At 61.4% G+C, this 17,322-nt stretch carries 14 protein-coding genes and 1 tRNA gene; 9 read left to right on the top strand and 6 right to left on the bottom strand.

What is annotated here, in order from left to right; translation table 11 throughout:
• Window positions 1-562: 562 nt before the first annotated feature.
• The 3 genes from QMY55_RS10330 to QMY55_RS10320 form a co-directional block, all read right to left on the bottom strand.
• A tRNA-Val gene (locus QMY55_RS10330) sits at window positions 563-639 on the bottom strand.
• 80 nt (window positions 640-719) lie between these two features.
• A complete protein-coding gene (locus tag QMY55_RS10325) occupies window positions 720-2,951 on the bottom strand; it encodes a RelA/SpoT family protein (protein ID WP_283488498.1) in 2,232 nt (743 codons plus the stop codon).
• Window positions 2,948-3,964: an alpha/beta fold hydrolase gene (locus QMY55_RS10320; RefSeq protein WP_283488497.1), complete on the bottom strand. Its 1,017-nt coding sequence runs from the start codon at window positions 3,962-3,964 to the stop codon at window positions 2,948-2,950. The genes QMY55_RS10325 and QMY55_RS10320 overlap by 4 nt, the downstream gene beginning before the upstream one ends.
• Window positions 3,965-4,039: 75 nt before the next feature.
• Between QMY55_RS10320 and QMY55_RS10315 the strand changes: the two genes are divergently transcribed.
• The gene (locus QMY55_RS10315; RefSeq protein ID WP_283488927.1) at window positions 4,040-4,822 is read left to right on the top strand and encodes a 3-hydroxybutyrate dehydrogenase; all 783 of its coding nucleotides are present in this window, start codon (window positions 4,040-4,042) and stop codon (window positions 4,820-4,822) included.
• 138 nt (window positions 4,823-4,960) lie between these two features.
• On the opposite strand, the gene QMY55_RS10310 is transcribed toward QMY55_RS10315, so the two are convergent.
• Complete coding sequence (locus QMY55_RS10310; RefSeq protein ID WP_283488496.1) at window positions 4,961-5,722, bottom strand: SIMPL domain-containing protein; 762 nt, start codon at window positions 5,720-5,722, stop codon at window positions 4,961-4,963.
• Window positions 5,723-6,034: 312 nt separating this feature from the next.
• On the opposite strand from QMY55_RS10310, the gene ompR reads away from it, so the two are divergent.
• The 3 genes from ompR to QMY55_RS10295 all read left to right on the top strand — a co-directional run bounded on the left by ompR (window position 6,035) and on the right by QMY55_RS10295 (window position 8,903).
• Window positions 6,035-6,766, top strand: coding sequence for an osmolarity response regulator transcription factor OmpR (gene ompR / locus QMY55_RS10305; RefSeq protein ID WP_218243451.1), 732 nt, complete (start codon window positions 6,035-6,037; stop codon window positions 6,764-6,766).
• A 177-nt stretch (window positions 6,767-6,943) separates the two neighbouring features.
• Complete coding sequence (locus QMY55_RS10300) at window positions 6,944-8,446, top strand: sensor histidine kinase (protein ID WP_283488495.1); 1,503 nt, start codon at window positions 6,944-6,946, stop codon at window positions 8,444-8,446.
• A gap of 61 nt (window positions 8,447-8,507) precedes the next feature.
• Window positions 8,508-8,903, top strand: coding sequence for a GFA family protein (locus QMY55_RS10295; protein WP_283488494.1), 396 nt, complete (start codon window positions 8,508-8,510; stop codon window positions 8,901-8,903).
• 34 nt (window positions 8,904-8,937) lie between these two features.
• On the opposite strand, the gene ispF is transcribed toward QMY55_RS10295, so the two are convergent.
• Both ispF and ispD read right to left on the bottom strand, forming a co-directional pair.
• Window positions 8,938-9,420 (bottom strand): 2-C-methyl-D-erythritol 2,4-cyclodiphosphate synthase, encoded by a 483-nt coding sequence (gene ispF, locus QMY55_RS10290; protein WP_283488493.1) that lies wholly within the window; start codon window positions 9,418-9,420, stop codon window positions 8,938-8,940.
• A gap of 121 nt (window positions 9,421-9,541) precedes the next feature.
• A complete protein-coding gene (gene ispD, locus QMY55_RS10285; RefSeq protein WP_283488926.1) occupies window positions 9,542-10,309 on the bottom strand; it encodes a 2-C-methyl-D-erythritol 4-phosphate cytidylyltransferase in 768 nt (255 codons plus the stop codon).
• A 277-nt stretch (window positions 10,310-10,586) separates the two neighbouring features.
• Here ispD and mfd point away from each other — a divergent pair, with 277 nt between their 5' ends.
• From mfd to QMY55_RS10260, 5 genes are all read left to right on the top strand, one after another.
• Complete coding sequence (mfd, locus tag QMY55_RS10280; RefSeq protein ID WP_283488492.1) at window positions 10,587-14,078, top strand: transcription-repair coupling factor; 3,492 nt, start codon at window positions 10,587-10,589, stop codon at window positions 14,076-14,078.
• A gap of 58 nt (window positions 14,079-14,136) precedes the next feature.
• Window positions 14,137-14,820, top strand: coding sequence for a hypothetical protein (locus tag QMY55_RS10275; protein ID WP_283488491.1), 684 nt, complete (start codon window positions 14,137-14,139; stop codon window positions 14,818-14,820).
• A gap of 134 nt (window positions 14,821-14,954) precedes the next feature.
• A complete protein-coding gene (gene serB / locus QMY55_RS10270; protein WP_283488490.1) occupies window positions 14,955-15,668 on the top strand; it encodes a phosphoserine phosphatase SerB in 714 nt (237 codons plus the stop codon).
• Between the two features lie 144 nt (window positions 15,669-15,812).
• Window positions 15,813-16,370: an NADPH-dependent FMN reductase gene (locus QMY55_RS10265; RefSeq protein ID WP_283488489.1), complete on the top strand. Its 558-nt coding sequence runs from the start codon at window positions 15,813-15,815 to the stop codon at window positions 16,368-16,370.
• A 419-nt stretch (window positions 16,371-16,789) separates the two neighbouring features.
• Window positions 16,790-17,299 carry an ABC transporter substrate-binding protein gene (locus QMY55_RS10260; RefSeq protein WP_283488488.1) on the top strand — a complete coding sequence of 170 codons (510 nt, stop codon included), beginning with the start codon at window positions 16,790-16,792 and terminating at the stop codon, window positions 17,297-17,299.
• Window positions 17,300-17,322: the final 23 nt, after the last annotated feature.

The following is a 17,322-nucleotide window of genomic DNA, read 5'->3' as shown; positions in this document are numbered from 1 at the left end:
GGGCATGCAATAGGACTACCAGCAGGTGCCACACAGGCATGAACACCTGCGCTTGGCGTCGCCTGCGGGTTGCATTCCCAGGTTGGAGCGGGCTGAACAGCTTGATTAGAGTGCCCAAGCTTGCAGGAGCAACGCTTTAATCCCCATAGCGTTTGCGCCCAGAACACCGACACAGAAGTGTTCCGCGGTTTCCACCATCGAGGCTTGTGCGACACCTGCCCTCAGGCAGGGAGCGATCGTCGCGTGGGGAGTCGTTCCGGGCAGGTATCCCACAACCCTAAACTAAAGTTGAAGCTCGCGCTACCTAGCAGCAATGTCTTGATCGCAGAAAATCCACATGGAGTTCAAGATCAGCTGACCTGTGAGCGAGCCAAACTGGACGCAGGGGGAATAGAGCAGACTGGGGGTGTCTTCTGTCAACCACACTTTTTGTGCTGAAAAGTGCTGGTTTGGAGGGGGGTGTTCGTAGAAGTTTTCCGTACTTCTTCCGTATTCCGCACAAAAAAATGCCCGCTTGTTAGCGGGCACTTTCGTTGCAAGCTCTGGTTTTGCTTGCGATATTTGGTAGGCGCGATTGGACTCGAACCAACGACCCCCACCATGTCAAGGTGGTGCTCTAACCAGCTGAGCTACGCGCCTGTGTTCGTTCGATGAAGCAATTGTAGCATGGGTTTTCACTCATTTTTTGAGAGCGAAAACTTTTTGCTCACAAATCGCCATCAACGCCTTCTTGCCGACCTCACTCCCGACACGCTGGCCACAATGGCCAGTACTTTATTCAATCGTCCCGAGTCGGCCACTTCCACCGTGAATGTCATCCAGGCCGTCCCCTTGACGGACTGGGTCTGCACACCGATGACATTGGTTTTCTCGCGGGCGAAAACATCCGAGATATCGCGCAGCAAGCCCTGACGGTCGGCAGCTTCGACCGCCACATCGACTGGATAGAGCGCGCCGCCCTTTTCCACATTCTTGGGCAGGTCCCAGCCCACCTCGATCACCCGTTCGGGATTCTTGGCCGACATTTCGCGGAAGTTGGAGCAGTCGCAGCGATGCACGCTCACACCTTTGCCTCGCGTCACAAAGCCAGCGATCTCGTCGGGGGGCGCCGGGCGGCAGCATTTGGCCAGCTGCGTCATCAGCGATCCCACACCAACCACCAGCACACCACCCTTGGGGGAGTCCGTACTTTTGGCCTTGCGTATCAGGGTGAACTCTTCTTCGGGCGGATGCTCTTCGGCAGGGCGCAGCACCGATTCGATATTGCGCAGCGAATATGCATCCTTGCCCACTACCTCAAACAAGGCATCTGCCGATTTGAAGCCCAGTTGCGCCGCCAGCTCTTCCAGCTTGACGGCCGTCTTGCCCTCCCGCTGCAACAGCTTTTCCACGGCCTCGCGCCCTCGCGAGACTGTTTCATGCGTCGCCTGGGCATTGAACCAGGCACGCACCTTGGCCTTGGCTCGGTTGCTGACGAGGTAGCCCAGATCCGCGTTGAGCCAGTCACGCGAAGGGCGATCTTCCTTCGCGGTGTTGATATCAATGGTCTGACCGCTTTGCAGCGGCGTGTTCAGCGGAACCATGACGCCGTCCACGCGGGCGCCACGGCAGCGGTGACCCAGACTTGTATGGACGGAATAGGCAAAGTCCACAGGGGTCGCCCCTTGCGGCAACTCGATCACGGCCGCATCGGGCGTCAGCACATAGATGCGGTCGTCGAACAGCCCGCGCTGGCTGGTACCTGCCAGATCGCTACCCCAGGCCAGCAGCTGGCGCAACACTGCGATCTTGGCGTCGTATTCGCTGGTGGCAGAGACTCCGCTATAGCCCTTGGTGCCGGCTTCCTTGTAGGCCCAATGCGCCGCCACGCCATGCTCGGCATGGTCATGCATGGCCTGAGTGCGAATCTGGATCTCTATGGTGCGCCCCGTCTCGTCGCGCACCACGGTATGCAGCGACTGGTAGCCATTGGGCTTGGGCCTGGCGATGTAGTCGTCGAATTCCTTTTCCAGCGGCGTGAATTGCTCATGCACCCAGGACAGCGCGGCATAGCAGTCCTTGACCGTGGGCACGACCACTCGCATGGCGCGAATATCGAACAGCTGATCAAAGCTCAACGACTTGCCGCGCATCTTCTTGACGATGCTGTAGATATGCTTGGGCCGCCCCTGAACGGTGGCGCTGATACTGTGCGCACGCAGATCGGCCTCCAGCCGGCCACGCATCTGTTCCATATAGGCTTCGCGCTCCACCCGCTTCTCGTCCAGCAGACGTGCAACTTCGCGATAGGTTTCGGGCTCCAGGAAACGGAAGGCCAGGTCCTCCAGCTCCCACTTGATCTGCCAGATACCCAGCCGGTTGGCCAGTGGCGCGAACACATAAAGCGCCTCACGCGCAATGCTGGGCGAGACCGAACTTTTTTGCGCCGCATAAAAACGCAGGGTCTGCAGCCGGGAGGCCAGACGCAACAGCACGACGCGCAGATCGCGCGAGAAGCCCAGTAGCATCTTGCGCACGTTCTCGGTCTGGGCCGCCACATCGTCCACATGCTGGGAGCTGAGCTCGGCATCGCGTGCCTGCTGCTGCACGCGGATGAGCTTGATGGTTTCCACTGCCAAGGTGGCGAAGTTGTCGCCAAAAGCCTTGGCAATGACTTCCTGCGGCTTGTTCAGGTGCACGCTGGCGTGCACCAGATAGATCGCGGCCTGGATGGTTTCCGAGCCGCCGATCTTCTTCAGAATGGCAGCCACGGCATCCGCATGAGCCAGGGTGTTCTCCCCTGTCTCCATGGTTTCACCGGCAATCAAAGGCTCGGCGAATGCACGGGCACGCGCCAGCGCATTGGCCTGGCCGGGCAGTATTTCAGAAGTCGCCTTGATCAGATCAGGCGTGAGCTCCGTGAGCTTGGGGGCGGCATCAGAAAAGGTGTTTACGGTATCGCTGGTCTTCATTCAGCTTCCTCTTGGGCCTGCTGCACAAGACTCAAGCGTGCAGGCAGGTCCGAATCCCCTTGTAAAAATTCTCGTATCAAAGCAATCTGACCGGGAGCCACCAGTGTGGGCGCATGGCCCACGCCTTCCAGCTCCACGCAGAGCGCTTTGGGACCTCTCTGCCTCATACTTTGCGCGGTCGCTTGGGACAACAGATCGGAGTCCGCTCCACGAACAAGCAAAACCTGTGCCTGAATCTGGTCGTAAAGCTGCCAAAGCAGCACTTCGCCGGCTTGGGCCATCTCATGCGTCATACCGGCCATAGGCTCGGCAATGCGAGGGTCATAGTGCAAAACTACGCCTTCGTCAGACAGAGGCTTGACCATGGCTTGCGACAGCTGCTTCCATTGCTCATCGCTATGTGGGCCAAACCCCAGGGAAATCAAGCGCATGGCGGCTGCGGCGCTCTCAAAGTTGGGAAATTGCAAGCTTTTTCCCAGATAGGAGGCGATGCGCTCCAGCGACTGCCACTCGATCACCGGCCCCACATCGTTGAGCACCAGTTTGCGTATCGGTGCAGGCAATGGCAGACCTGGCTGGCCCGCGATTCCCATGCCGATCAGCCCCCCCATGCTGGTACCCACCCAGTCCAGCGTCTCGATCGGAGCCTCAAGGTGCAACTGGGCCAGCAACGCCAGCATGTCGGCGGCATATACCGGAACCTGATAGGCCCTGGAATCAGCCAGCCAGTCGCTTTCGCCACGCCCCGCCACATCAGGGCAGATCACACGGGCAAAACGGCTGAGTTCACGGGCCAGCGCATCGAAGTCGCGGCCCTGGCGAGAAAGCCCATGCACGCAGACGATGACATGCGGATGTCTTGGATCACCGGTAAGGTTCCATTCCCAGTAAACCATACGGTGCAAGCCCTGGGGCTGGCTGGCAATCTCTTGACGGCGCTGGGCATTGGCCCAACTGGGAGCAACGGCGGAAGCTCCGGGACACGATACGTAGTTCAGCGTAGGTTGATTCATGGGAGCGCGTTGGGGAGACCGGAGCCGATAATGGCTGTCGTCGCATCGTAATTCATTCGGAGACCTTGTATGTCCATGTTGAAAGGCAAAACCGCTCTCGTGACGGGATCGACCAGCGGAATCGGCCTCGGTATCGCCATCGCTCTGGCTCGCCAGGGCGCCAATATTGTTCTCAACGGCTTTGGTGATGTGGAATCCCCCAAGGCCCAGGTGCGGGAGGCGGGCCAAGCCGCCGGCATCCAGGTTGGCTATCACGGCGCCGACATGAGTAAAGCCGCCGAAATTGAAGCCATGATGAAATACGCGGCCGCAGAGTTCGGCCGCGTGGACATCCTGGTCAACAACGCCGGCATCCAGCATGTGGCAGCGATTGAGGACTTTCCCGTAGAGAAGTGGGATTCCATCATCGCCATCAACCTCAGCAGCGCTTTTCACACCACCCGCCTGGCCCTGCCCGCCATGCAGCAAGCCAACTGGGGACGCATCATCAACGTGGCCTCCGTTCACGGCCTGGTCGGCTCGGCGCAGAAGTCCGCCTATGTCGCAGCCAAGCATGGCATCGTGGGCCTGACCAAGGTGACGGCGCTGGAAAACGCCACCACCGGCGTGACCTGCAACGCCATCTGCCCCGGCTGGGTGCTGACACCACTGGTACAAAAGCAGGTGGATGCCAAGGCAAGCACTCAAAGCATCTCCAACGAAGAAGCCACCAGGCAACTGCTGGGCGAGAAAGAACCCTCCATGCAGTTCACCACGCCCGAGGAACTGGGTGAACTGGCCGTCTTCTTCTGTTCCGCCGCCGGCAACAATGTGCGCGGCGTGGCCTGGAATATGGATGGCGGCTGGGCGGCGCAATAAGCCTCAAGCCCTGAGAAGCCAGCAATTAGATAGCCGCTAGCGCTGGATAGTTGGCTGTTTCAGCATCAATTCATGATGAAAATCAAAAAGGAGCTGCGCAAGCAGCTCCTTTTTTCATATCAGCACCTTTGACTGGGCTTACTGCATCTGCACCGAGCCGCTGACATTGACCGTCACCTCGGCACTATCCGACTCGACCGGCACCGGCGCGGCATCCGCATAACCGGCAGACTTCGCCATATTCATGCTTGCAGCGCGGGCTTGCAGCATGGGCCGAACATAGCCTCCGCTGGCATGAACGCTGACTTCACGCACGCTGTAGCCGGCAAAGCCAAAGCTCTTGGAAATCGCTGCCGCACGCTGGCGGAAATTCTCAATCGCCTTGGCCTGGGCTTCGCCCTCCACCTTTTCACGCGCCTCTCGCGACAGGCCAAAGCTCGTACCCGACAGCGTCATGCCCTGCACCTTGGCCGCCGCCTGGGTGATACGCACAAAGTCACGTCCCTGCAGCACGATATCGGCCTGGCCCTGCCAGCCCTCCAGCTTGCTGTTGCTGCCATAGCGCGGCGAGATCGAGAAGCTGCCCGTGCTTACCTCCATCTGGCCTGCGCGCGCATCGGCACGCAAGGTGGTCATGGCGGCCTCCACCGCCTTTTGCAGTTGTGCCTGCACCGTGGCGGCATCGCGCCCGTCTTTGGTGGTGGAAAGTGTGGCCGTCATCCAGTCCTGCTTGACCTCCACCACGCCCTGGGCAGCCAGTTGCACCACATTCGTGGGCTTTTCGGCGCTGTGGCCGGCGCTTTGTGCCCAGGCCTGAGATCCGGTGGCAGCCGCGGCCGCCAGCACTAGGCCAGCCGCCATGGAACGAGACAGAGATTGAGGTTTGGAATACAGAGTCATTCGGTTCACCCTTGGAAGTAAATGGACGGCCATGGAAACAAGTGCAGGTCCGCCATCAGACCGTGATGGCAGCATCCGTCTTGTCAGTCGTCATAGCCACTTGCTGTACGAATTACAGATATTAAACACATAAATAGAACGACAATTGCATCAAAAGTTCAAATCAAATTAAAATTCGCAAAAGAAACATTTATTGTTCTATAAATACCTGCAACATTCGTAACAAGCAGCAAAACTCACTGCGTTTTCGCTGGATTTTTTTCTCCATGCGATAACAATCTGCCTGTTACAAATAAATCGACAAGGACGATCATGGCAACGACAAGCACCCGTACCGACAAGATCCTGGTCGTGGATGACGATGCACGCATCCGTGACCTTCTGCGCCGCTATCTGACGCAGGAAGGTTTCGAGATCATGATTGCCGAAGACGGCAAGGCACTGAACCGCATCCTGCTGCGCGAAACTGTCGATCTGATCGTGCTGGACCTGATGATGCCCGGCGAGGACGGCCTGTCCATCTGCCGCCGCCTGCGCTCGGCCAACGACCGCACGCCCATCATCATGCTGACCGCCAAGGGCGAAGATGTAGACCGTATCGTGGGCCTGGAAGTGGGCGCAGACGACTATCTGGGCAAGCCTTTCAACCCGCGCGAACTACTGGCCCGTATCCATGCCGTGCTGCGCCGCCGCCCCCCCCAGGAAGCGCCCGGCGCTCCTTCGGGCGACAACGAAGTCGTCACCTTCGGCCCCTTCAACTTCGACCTGGGCACACGCGTGCTGCAGAAAAATGGCGAGGAGCTGCCTTTGACCACGGGCGAATTTGCCATGCTCAAGGCTCTGGTGCGCCACCCGCGCCAGCCGCTGTCGCGTGAAAAACTGGCCTTGCTGGCCCGAGGCCGCGAATTCGAGCCCTTTGACCGCAGCCTGGACGTGCAGGTCTCGCGCCTGCGTAAGCTGATCGAGGAAGACGCCGCTGCCCCCCGCTATATTCAGACCGTCTGGGGCGTAGGCTATGTGTTCGTTCCCGATGGCATGAACTGATCCTGCACTCCCCATTGCAACAAGCCGCCCACTGCGCGGCTTGTTTCGCTTGGGCGCGACCCATAAGTCAATCTCTCTCGAAAAGCACCTGTAGATAGACACTTTTTGGGCAAACCGTAACCCGTGCTGCCTATATTGGGCGTACCCTCGGATCCAGTTATTTCCGCATTGCTGTTCATGAGCGCTTATTCCAACCCGCCGTCAGATGCCACCAGCCCCGTACCTCTGGAGTATGAGCGACGCGCGACGGCGCGCTCCCCCGTCGGCCTGAATCTGTTCTGGCGCACTTTCTGCCTGCTGGCCCTGCTGCTGGTGGGCAGCATTCTTGCCTGGTTGCAGACCCTGCGCGCCCTGGACTTCGAACCCCGCACGCTGCAGACCGCCCGGCAAGTGGCGTCGCTGGTCAATCTGAGCCGTGCAGCGCTGGTGCACTCGGACGCCATCAACCGCGTCTCCCTCATCAAGACCATGGCCGACCAGGAAGGCGTGCGCATTCTGCCGCGCGAGCCCGGCGACACCTTCGAGCCGCTGGAGCAAAACGCCCTGGGCCAGCGCCTGACCGAAGAGCTGACACGGCGGCTGGGCTATGGCACGGTGGTGGCGCGCAGCGTCAACAACGAGCCGGGGCTATGGGTGGGCTTCAATATCAACGGGGACCGCAACTGGCTGCTGATGGATCAGTCACGCTTCACCCCCGCCAGCGGCCAGACCTGGCTGATCTGGCTGATCACGGCCGCCCTGCTTTCCCTGGTCGGTGCTGCAGCCATTGCGCGCCTGATCAACCGGCCGCTCAAGCAACTGTCCTATGCCGCCAACCGGGTACGCGAAGGCGACTTCGATGCCAGTCAGCTCGACGAGGAAGCCGTGACCAGTGAAATCCGCGAAGTCAATATCGGCTTCAACCGCATGGCCAAAAAGCTGGCCAAGCTGGAGCAGGATCGCGCGGTGATGCTGGCCGGCATCTCCCACGACCTGCGCACGCCTTTGGCGCGCCTGCGGCTGGAGACGGAAATGAGCGTCTATGACGATGTGGCCCGCGAGCATATGGTGGCCGACATCGTGCAGCTCGATGCCACCATCGACAAGTTTCTCGATTATGCGCGCCCCGACCACAACGTGGCACTCAGCCCCGTGGACCTGCATGCCGTGGTCGCCTCCTGCGTCTATGCGGTGCAGGATCACCGCGAGCTGCAGATCAATATGAACGTGCCGGAGAACCTCTATGTGATGGCCGACGAGGTGGAGCTGGCCCGGGTAGTCTCCAACCTCTTTGAGAATGCGCGCCGCTATGGCAAGACGCCCGATACCGACACCACGCAAGTCGATGTCATCGCCAAGGAAAGCGAGAAATGGGTGGTCATCCGTATCCGCGACCATGGCAAGGGCGTACCGCCCGAGCATCTCTCCAATCTGACCCAGCCCTTCTTTCGAGGTGACTCTGCCCGCACGGCAGCCGCCGGTGCCGGCCTGGGCCTGTCCATCGTGGACAAGACGGTGCAGCGCATGGGCGGTATTCTGGCGCTGTCCAACTCATCGTCTGGCGGTCTTGTCGCCCATTTGCAGCTGCAGCGCGCCATGGGTGTGACGGCTGCGGCCGCGCCTGAACAGCGCCTGCAGCGCCCCCAGGTGCTGCGCAATCTGCCGCGCGACAAGAAAGACGAAGAGACCGGTGAGGATTGAACTGGCGCACGTCGGGGCACAATCGGCAGGGTCTTTTCAACCACCTTCCGGAGAGCTCCCGATGCAAGCCCGATGCCTGTGCCAAGCCGTTCTCGTCACCGCGCCCGACACCCACGAAGTCCATGTCTGCCACTGCAGCATGTGCCGGCGCTGGGGAGAAGGCCCCGCCTTCACCCTGCATGGCGGCACAGCGGTGCAGACCAGCGGCCCTATCACGCGCTATGCATCCTCGCCCTGGGCGGAGCGGACCTTTTGCAGCAGCTGCGGCACCCATCTCTTCTACCGCCTGCTGGCCAGCAACGAGCATTTTCTGTCTGCCGGGCTGTTCCAGGATGCCCAGGGGCTGACACTGGCACAGCAGATCTATATCGACGAGAAGCCCGACTATTACGCGCTGGCCAACGACACCCCGACCCTGACCGGGGCCGAGGTGCAAGCCCTCTACAGCGATTCATGACCGGCTTTCGCAGCGGCCATTGCACCGAACGAGACTAGGCAGTCCGTACCAGCAAGGCCACTGCACGGGCTTCCATGGCCTGCTGCTGTCCCACGGGTCCCATCTTCTCGGCGGTCTTGGCCTTGACGTTGACCTGCTCTACATCCAGCTCCAGCACCTGCGCAATGCGCTCGCGCATCTTCTCGATATGGGGTGCCAGCTTGGGTGCCTGGGCCACGATGGTGCTGTCGATATTGCCGATCTCGAAGCCCTTGGCGCGCACGCGCCTCGCAGCTTCGGCCAGCAGCACGGCGGAGTCCGCCCCCTTGAACTGCGCGTCGGTATCCGAGAAATGGCGGCCGATATCGCCCAGCGCCGCAGCGCCGAACAGCGCATCGGTGATCGCGTGCAGCAGCACGTCGGCATCCGAATGGCCGAGCAGCCCTAGGCTATGAGGCACTTCGACACCGCCGAGAATCAGCTTGCGCCCGGGAACCAGGGCATGTACATCCCAGCCTTCACCAATACGAAAATTCATAAAAACCCTTGTCAAACCCTTGCTCAGAAAGCGCAAGCAGCTATCAAATTAAATACTATCTGCACCGTCCCGGGTCGGGCACGGCCTGGCCCGCCCTCAAGCCCTGTCGACCGCGATCCATCTAGCCACACGCCTTGCGCTGCAGCAGCACGGCCTCGGCCAGCGCGAAGTCGTCGGGATAGGTCACCTTGAAGTTCTGCGCACCACCCGGCACCAGCCTGGGTGAGTGACCGGCCAGCTCCATGGCGCTGGCTTCGTCGGTCACCGCAGCACCCGCCGCCTGCAGCGCCGCCTGCAAGGCAGCGATGCGGAACATCTGCGGTGTCTGAGCCAGCCATTTGTCGCTGCGCTCCACCGTCTGCGCCACACGGGCCGGGCCTGCACCAGCGGCCTGCTGCTTGAGCGTGTCGGGCAGCTTCAACGCCAGCAGCCCGCCCACCGCATCGGGCAGGCAGGCATCGATCAAGGCATTGACCTGCTCCGATGCGACCAGACAGCGCGCCGCGTCATGCACCAGCACCCAGTCCTCGGCGCTGGCTCCCATGCGCATCAACTCCTGCAGGCCGTTGCTCACGGTCTCAGCACGGGTGGCTCCTCCACAGGCAGCAATGCTGAGCCGGGCGTCCGTGGCGCGCTCCTGCCAGAAGCCATCGGCAGCAGAGACCACCAGCAGCACACGGTGCATGCGCTCCACGGCCAACATGGCGGCCAGCGTGTGCATGACCATGGGCTGCCCCGCAACGTTCTGGTATTGCTTGGGCAACTCGGGGGCAGGAGAGTCTGCGGCAATGGCGCGCAGACCGACGCCCGCGCAGGGAATCAGCCCCCAGCAGCGGGGCGCAGATGCTGGCGATGAAGCCGCCGCAGCGTTTGCCTTGTCGTCCGTCATGGACTCAGGCGAGAAAAACCGATCTGTCATGCACAGTATTTTAAAATCACCATTTCGTCCGAAAGCCTGTGAGATCCATCGACGACCTGCTTTCGGCTTGCATCGCCTTGAGGTGTCCCCATTTTGAGTGAATGCGCCGCCAACCATCAGCTCCGCGCTGATTGGGCTGTGAGCCCTGCCTTTGATGGCCGGACTCGCCCGCATTCAATCTGTCCCCGTTTTTTTCGCATCCAGCTCGCTCCTGTGCGTCGCTGCCTGCGTTCGTCTGTGAAAAACCATGCAACTGCCCAAGCTCACCCCCGGTAAACGCTTTCACCTGCCCCGCCCCGTTGGCAGCGCCGACGCGCTGCTGCTGGCCAGGCTGGGCGAGCGTGAAAAGCACGACGGCCGGGTCACGGCCATCGTCACGGCCGATGCCGCCGATGCCCACCGCCTCATGGAGGAGATGGCTTTCTTCGCCCCCGAGCTGCGCTGCGCATTGTTTCCCGACTGGGAAACCCTGCCCTACGACAGCTTCTCGCCGCACCAGGATCTGATCAGCGAGCGCCTGGCCACGCTGTGGCGCATCAACCAGCGCGACAAGCAGCATGGCGCCGATGTGGTCATCGTGCCCGCCACCACAGCCCTCTATCGCCTGGCCCCGCCCTCGTTTCTGGCCGGCTATACCTTTGAATTCAAGCAGGGCCAGAAGCTGGACGAGGCCAAGCTCAAGGCCCAGCTCACGCTGGCGGGCTACCAGCATGTGTCTCAGGTGGTCAGCCATGGCGAATATGCGGTGCGCGGCGGCCTGATCGATCTGTTTCCCATGGGCTCGCTCCAGCCCTACCGCGTGGACCTGTTCGACGACGAGATCGACTCCATCCGCACCTTCGACCCCGACACGCAGCGCAGCCTCTACCCCGTGCCCGAGGTGCGACTGCTACCGGGCCGCGAATTTCCGATGGACGAGGAGGCACGCGCCAAGTTCCGCAGCCGCTGGCGCGAGCTGCTTGAGGGCGACCCCACGCGCAGCCGCATCTATAAGGACATGGGGGCCGGCATTGCCACGGCCGGCATCGAGTATTACCTACCGCTGTTCTTTGACGAAACGGCCACGGTCTTTGACTATCTGGGCGATGAGGCCACCGTGGTGCTGCACGGCGATCTGGAGCCGGCCTTCCAGCGTTTCTGGCAGGACACCAAGGACCGCTACCGCCTGGTGCAAGGCGACCCCGACCACCCGGCGCTGCCGCCCGAGACGCTGTTTCTCAGCGCCGACCAGTTCTATACCCGCAGCAAGGAGCATGCCCAGCTGGCCTTGCGCCCAGGCACCGAAGATGTGGCCGACAGCGCCATCTTCCAGAAGCTCGAAGACCTTTCCGTGCTGCGTGGCGCCGATGACCCGCTGGCCAAGCTGCAAAAACATATAGCATCCAGCGCAAGCCGGGTCTTGCTTCTGGCCGAATCCGATGGCAGGCGCGAGAGCCTGCTCGACTTTTTCCGTGCCTCGGGTGTCAACCCGCCCGTGTTCGATTCGCTGGCCGAATTCCAGGCCGATCTCACGGAAAAGGTCGGCATTGCCACTTCCAGCCTGATGACGGGCTTTGCCTGGGTCGAGGAAGGCCTGGACTTCGTCACCGAAACCGAGCTGTTCGCCAGCAGCCCCACAGGCCGCCGTCGCCGCCGCCAGGAGCAGGTCAGCGATGTGGAGGCCCTGATCAAGGACCTGTCCGAGCTCAAGGTGGGAGACCCCATCGTTCATGCCGACCACGGCATAGGCCGCTATCGCGGGCTGATCAATATGGACATGGGCCAGAAGAACCCGGACGGCACGCCCGCGCTGCAGGAGTTTCTGCATCTGGAATATGCGGCCGATGCCGTGCTCTATGTGCCCGTCAGCCAGTTGCACCTGATCAGCCGCTACACCGGCGTCTCGCCCGACGATGCGCCGCTGCACAAGCTGGGCGGCACGCAATGGGAAAAAGCCAAGCGCAAGGCCGCCGAACAGGTGCGCGACTCGGCCGCCGAGCTGCTCAATATCTATGCTCGCCGCGCCGCGCGCCAGGGCCATGCCTTCCGCTTCCCCACGGCCGACTACGAGCAGTTTGTGGCCGACTTCGGCTTCGAGGAAACGGCCGACCAGCGCGCCGCCATCCACGCCGTGGTGCAGGACATGATCAGCCCCCAGCCCATGGACCGCCTGGTCTGTGGCGATGTGGGCTTCGGCAAGACCGAGGTCGCGCTGCGTGCAGCCTTTGTGGCAGCCATGGGCGGCAAGCAAGTCGCCTTCCTCGCCCCCACCACGCTGCTGGCCGAGCAGCATTACCAGACCCTGGTGGACCGCTTCTCCAAATGGCCGATCAAGGTGGCCGAGGTGTCGCGCTTCCGCTCGGGCAAGGAGATCACGGCAGCCATCAAGGGCATCTCGGACGGTACGGTGGATATCGTGGTCGGCACGCACAAGCTGCTATCTGAATCCACGCAGTTCAAGAACCTAGGCCTGCTCATCATCGACGAGGAACACCGCTTTGGCGTGCGCCACAAGGAGGCCATGAAGGCCATGCGTGCCGAGGTCGATGTGCTGACACTGACGGCCACCCCGATTCCGCGCACCATGGGCATGGCGCTGGAGGGGCTGCGCGATCTGTCGGTGATCGCCACGGCGCCGCAGCGGCGTCTGGCCATCAAGACCTTTGTGCGCAACGAGGGCACGGGCGTGATTCGCGAAGCCGTGCTGCGCGAGCTCAAGCGGGGCGGACAGATCTACTTCCTGCACAACGAGGTCGAGACCATAGAGAACCGCAAGCAGAAGCTGGAGGAAATCCTGCCAGAGGCCCGCATCGCCGTGGCCCACGGCCAGATGCCCGAGCGCGAGCTGGAGCGTGTGATGCGCGATTTCGTGGCCCAGCGCTACAACATCTTGCTGTGCTCGACCATCATCGAGACCGGCATCGACGTTCCCTCTGCCAACACCATTCTCATCAGCCGCGCCGACAAGTTCGGTCTGGCGCAGCTGCACCAGCTGCGCGGCCGCGTGGGACGCAGCCACCATCAGGCCTATGCCTATCTGATGGTGCCGGACCTGGACGGCCTGACCAAGCAGGCCCAGCAGCGGCTGGAGGCCATCCAGCAGATGGAGGAGCTGGGCTCGGGCTTCTATCTGGCCATGCATGACCTGGAAATCCGTGGCGCCGGCGAGGTGCTGGGCGAAAACCAGAGCGGCAATATGATGGAAGTGGGCTTTCAGCTCTATAACGAGATGCTGTCCGAAGCCGTGCGCAGCCTCAAGGCCGGCAAGGAGCCCGATCTGCTCTCGCCGCTGTCGGCCTCCACCGATATCAATCTGCACGCCCCGGCCCTGCTGCCCAACGACTACTGCGGCGACGTGCATCTGCGCCTGTCGTTCTACAAGAAGCTGGCCACGGCCAAGACAGCCGATCAGATCGATACCCTGCTCGAGGAGATCGTGGACCGTTTCGGCAAGCTGCCCCCCCAGGCCCAGACCCTGATCGACGTGCATCGCCTGCGCGTGCTGAGCCAGCCCTATGGCGTGGTCAAGGTCGATGCCGCCCCCGGCGTGATCAATATCAGCTTCAAGCCCCAGCCGCCGATCGATCCCATGAACATCATTCACCTGATCCAGAAGAACAAGCACATCAAGCTGGCGGGCAATGAGAAGCTGCGCATCGAAAAAGAGCTGGAGAACCCCAAGGACCGTGCCCAGATGGTGCGCGATGTGCTGCGCAGCCTGGGCCAGCCACTCAAGGCCGAGGCTGCGGCCCATGCTTGAGGAAGTCCCTGGTGCCCATGGCATCGTGAGCTCTCCATCACGCATCTAGCCTGAAGCCATGTTTCTGGAAGCTTCGATTGCCGCTCTGGCCCTGCTGCTGGCCTTGCTGATGCGTCCCTGGCGCATGCTGGCCAGCCGCCCGGGCCCCGGCGGCAGCCAGGATTTGATCGCATCGGCCCTGATCACGCCGCTGCTGGCCGTGCTGGTGTTGCTGCCCTGGGCCTGGGCTCTGCCCACCTTGTACAGACTGCCTTTGCAGCTGCACTGGTCCGCCGCCCCTCTGGTGGTCATCTTGCTGGGCTGGCCGCTTGCCGTGCCCTGCCTGCTTGCGGTGGGCGCCATCGCTTTTGCTGTTTCTCCGGAGCTGAGCGCATCTGAGGCCCTGGGCGTGACGGTCTGGCAGGGACTGGTGCCAGCCACTTTGGCCATGCTCTGGGGCACTATCGTGCGCCGCTGGTGCTGGCATCACATCTTTGTGTTCATTTTGCTGCGCGGCTTTCTGGGTACGGTGCTTTGCCTGTTTATCGCTTCACTATTGGGCCAATGGGCCGGCCATGTGCTGCCCAATGTCCATGACGATCTCTCGCGCATGGCCCGCTGGCTCATGGCCTGGAGCGATGGTGTGACCACCGGGATGCTGACGGCGGTGTTCGTGGTTTTCCGCCCCCAGTGGGTGGCCACCTGGTCGGATGCCATCTATCTCCAGCCTCCCATGCCCGGCGACAGGTCCGACAAGCCCTGATCCGTTCCATGAGAACATGTTCCAAGGGCCGCCCAAGCCCGGCCCGCAAGAGTCTGGCGCGGAGATAATGGCAGCCATCTGCAGAAGGCAACACTGCCATCTGCCCTCCTGAACCAGCCTTCGCATGTACTTCAATGACTGACGCCACAGAATTCGCTCCCGGCCTGATGATCCGCCGCATTAACGCCCCTCAGAAGCTGGCTGACTACAAGCTCATCGCCTTCGACATGGACTCGACGCTGATCACCATCGAGTGCATCGATGAGATCGCCGACGCCACGGGCAAGAAGGAGGAAGTTGCCGCCATCACCGAAGCCACCATGCGCGGTGAAATCACCGACTTCAAGGACAGCCTGCGCCAGCGCGTGGGCAAGCTGGTCGGAGTCACCGAGGCGGACATGGCCCGCGTGCTGGCCGAACGCCTGAAGCTCTCGCCGGGCGCGGAAACCTTGGTCAAAGCCTGCCAGGCCGCAGGCCTGAAGGTGCTGCTGGTCTCTGGTGGATTCACCTACTTTGCCGAACATGTGCGCGGCCTCTTGGGTATCGACTTCGTGCGCGCCAATGTGCTGGAAATCAAGGACGGCGTGCTCACCGGCGGCCTGGTCGAGCAGGCCTGGGGCGACATCTGCGACGGCGCTGAAAAGCGTCGCACGCTGCTGGAAGTGGCTTCGCTGATCGGCATCTCACCCGAGCAGTGCATTGCCGTGGGTGACGGCAGCAACGACATCCCCATGATGCAGGCTGCCGGCCTGTCCGTCGCCTATCACGCCAAGCCCCGCGTACGCAACGAAGCCAAGGTGGCCATCAACGAAGGCGGCCTGGACCGCCTGCTGGAAATCCTGCAGTAAAGCCTGCAGCCACTTCTCCCAAGCCGCTGCCGTCATCGCGCCAGCGGCTTTTTTGCGGCGGCAGCCATCAGAAATCTCTGACTCGGCAAAGTCACCGTCCTCCGTTAGAGTGAAGCTCTTTTCCGTTGAACTGAAAGGTCTGAGATGAGCAAACTGAAAATCGGCATGGTCGTGGGCAGCAACAGCAAGCAATCCATCAACCGCAAGCTCGCTGAAGGGCTGGCCAGGTTGATACAGGATCAGGCCGATGTGACATTCATCGATATTGGTCATCTGCCGCTGTACAACCGCGACTTTGACGGTACGCCTGAATTCAAGCCCTTTGACGAGCTCAAGGCCCAGGTGCGCAACTGTGACGGTCTGCTCTTCATCACGCCAGAGCACAACCGCTCCATTCCCGCGCCCCTGAAAAATGCACTCGACGGGCTGAGCCGCCCCTATGGCCAAGCCGCCTGGAACGGCATTCCCGCAGCGGTGATCGGCACCTCTCCCGGCGGCCCCGCTACCTCCATGGCCCAGCAGCATCTGCGCAATGTCTTCGTATTCCTGGACATGCCCACCATGCAGCAACCCGAGGGCTTTGTGCGCTGGAGTGATGATCTGATCGACGCACAAGGAAATATCGGCCCGGCCAGCCATGATTTTTTGAACAAGTACATGAGCCATTTCCTCGCCTGGGTGCGCAAACACCCCAAGCAGTGAACCTGCAGCACAACTGATTAGGACTTACGCAAACAAACCTGGCCGCCGATACGATGCATCGAGGACTGCGGCCTAGAGGCGAAGCTCTTGCCTGAACCTGATTTGCGTAAGTCGTACTGATTTCATAGCTGGCCCCGTAAGCACACCAAGCGTTACGGGGCTTTTTCGTGAATATTTCCTTCAAAGAAAGGCTGCCGGAACTTTTCTGTGCCTCCAGTGTTCCTACAATCGACCCGCAGCATTACATAGATCACAACACCAGCTGCCAGGGGCCGGGCCCTGTCCTTTTTACGGACAGTTTCAGCTCAGATCCTTGAAATTTCTCCTCTTAACTCTAAATACCATAGCAAGCAGGCCCAATGGGACATACGTCTCATGGCATGCCGGTTGTATTTCGCCCTGCGCGACAGGCAACCTCTATGACAACCATGATTGGAAAAACACCTGTGAAGACTTCGTACCGTGCTGCCGCTTCCGTGATCGCCATCGCCATTGCATCGCTAACCGTGCCTTCGCTGGCACAGGCCAAGCGCATGGGCAGCAGCAAGTCCGTGCGTCCTGCCAGCATCGGCAGCAAGGCTCCTGCACAGCCCGCGCCCGTAGCTCCTGCTGCCGCGGCTCCCAAGGCCGCAACTCCTGCTGCCACTCCCGCCGCCGCTGCAGCGCCTGCAGCAGCACCCGCTACCGCAGCGCCTGCCGCTCGTGGCTCCGGCATGATGGGCACCATGGCCGGTGCAGCCGTCGGCGCCGTGGCTGGCACCATGGCCGGCAACGCCATTGCCGGTTCCATGAGTGGCGACAAGGAAGCCGAAGCCAAGAAGGCCAAGGAAGAAGAGGCCAAAAAGGCTGAAGCCGAAGCCGCTGAACTACAAAAGAAGCTGGACCAAGCCAAGGCTAAGGCCGAAGCTGCCCGCGCTGCAGCCAAGTAAATACCCAGACCCGCTCCCTCTCG

The organism is Comamonas resistens (assembly GCF_030064165.1).
Taxonomy (GTDB): Bacteria; Pseudomonadota; Gammaproteobacteria; order Burkholderiales; family Burkholderiaceae_C; genus Comamonas; species Comamonas resistens.
The sequence above is the reverse complement of the archived record's forward strand: the minus strand, read 5'-3'. Positions and strand labels throughout refer to the sequence as shown.

What these genes read in the sequence shown, in the direction of transcription:
- QMY55_RS10325 (WP_283488498.1), bottom strand. Translation starts at nt 2,951, where the DNA reads ATGAAGACCAGCGATACCGTAAACACCTTTTCTGATGCCGCCCCCAAG.
- QMY55_RS10320 (WP_283488497.1), bottom strand. Translation starts at nt 3,964, where the DNA reads ATGAATCAACCTACGCTGAACTACGTATCGTGTCCCGGAGCTTCCGCC.
- QMY55_RS10315 (WP_283488927.1), top strand. Translation starts at nt 4,040, where the DNA reads ATGTTGAAAGGCAAAACCGCTCTCGTGACGGGATCGACCAGCGGAATC.
- QMY55_RS10310 (WP_283488496.1), bottom strand. Translation starts at nt 5,722, where the DNA reads ATGACTCTGTATTCCAAACCTCAATCTCTGTCTCGTTCCATGGCGGCT.
- ompR (WP_218243451.1), top strand. Translation starts at nt 6,035, where the DNA reads ATGGCAACGACAAGCACCCGTACCGACAAGATCCTGGTCGTGGATGAC.
- QMY55_RS10300 (WP_283488495.1), top strand. Translation starts at nt 6,944, where the DNA reads ATGAGCGCTTATTCCAACCCGCCGTCAGATGCCACCAGCCCCGTACCT.
- QMY55_RS10295 (WP_283488494.1), top strand. Translation starts at nt 8,508, where the DNA reads ATGCAAGCCCGATGCCTGTGCCAAGCCGTTCTCGTCACCGCGCCCGAC.
- ispF (WP_283488493.1), bottom strand. Translation starts at nt 9,420, where the DNA reads ATGAATTTTCGTATTGGTGAAGGCTGGGATGTACATGCCCTGGTTCCC.
- ispD (WP_283488926.1), bottom strand. Translation starts at nt 10,309, where the DNA reads ATGACGGACGACAAGGCAAACGCTGCGGCGGCTTCATCGCCAGCATCT.
- mfd (WP_283488492.1), top strand. Translation starts at nt 10,587, where the DNA reads ATGCAACTGCCCAAGCTCACCCCCGGTAAACGCTTTCACCTGCCCCGC.
- QMY55_RS10275 (WP_283488491.1), top strand. Translation starts at nt 14,137, where the DNA reads ATGTTTCTGGAAGCTTCGATTGCCGCTCTGGCCCTGCTGCTGGCCTTG.
- serB (WP_283488490.1), top strand. Translation starts at nt 14,955, where the DNA reads ATGACTGACGCCACAGAATTCGCTCCCGGCCTGATGATCCGCCGCATT.
- QMY55_RS10265 (WP_283488489.1), top strand. Translation starts at nt 15,813, where the DNA reads ATGAGCAAACTGAAAATCGGCATGGTCGTGGGCAGCAACAGCAAGCAA.
- QMY55_RS10260 (WP_283488488.1), top strand. Translation starts at nt 16,790, where the DNA reads ATGACAACCATGATTGGAAAAACACCTGTGAAGACTTCGTACCGTGCT.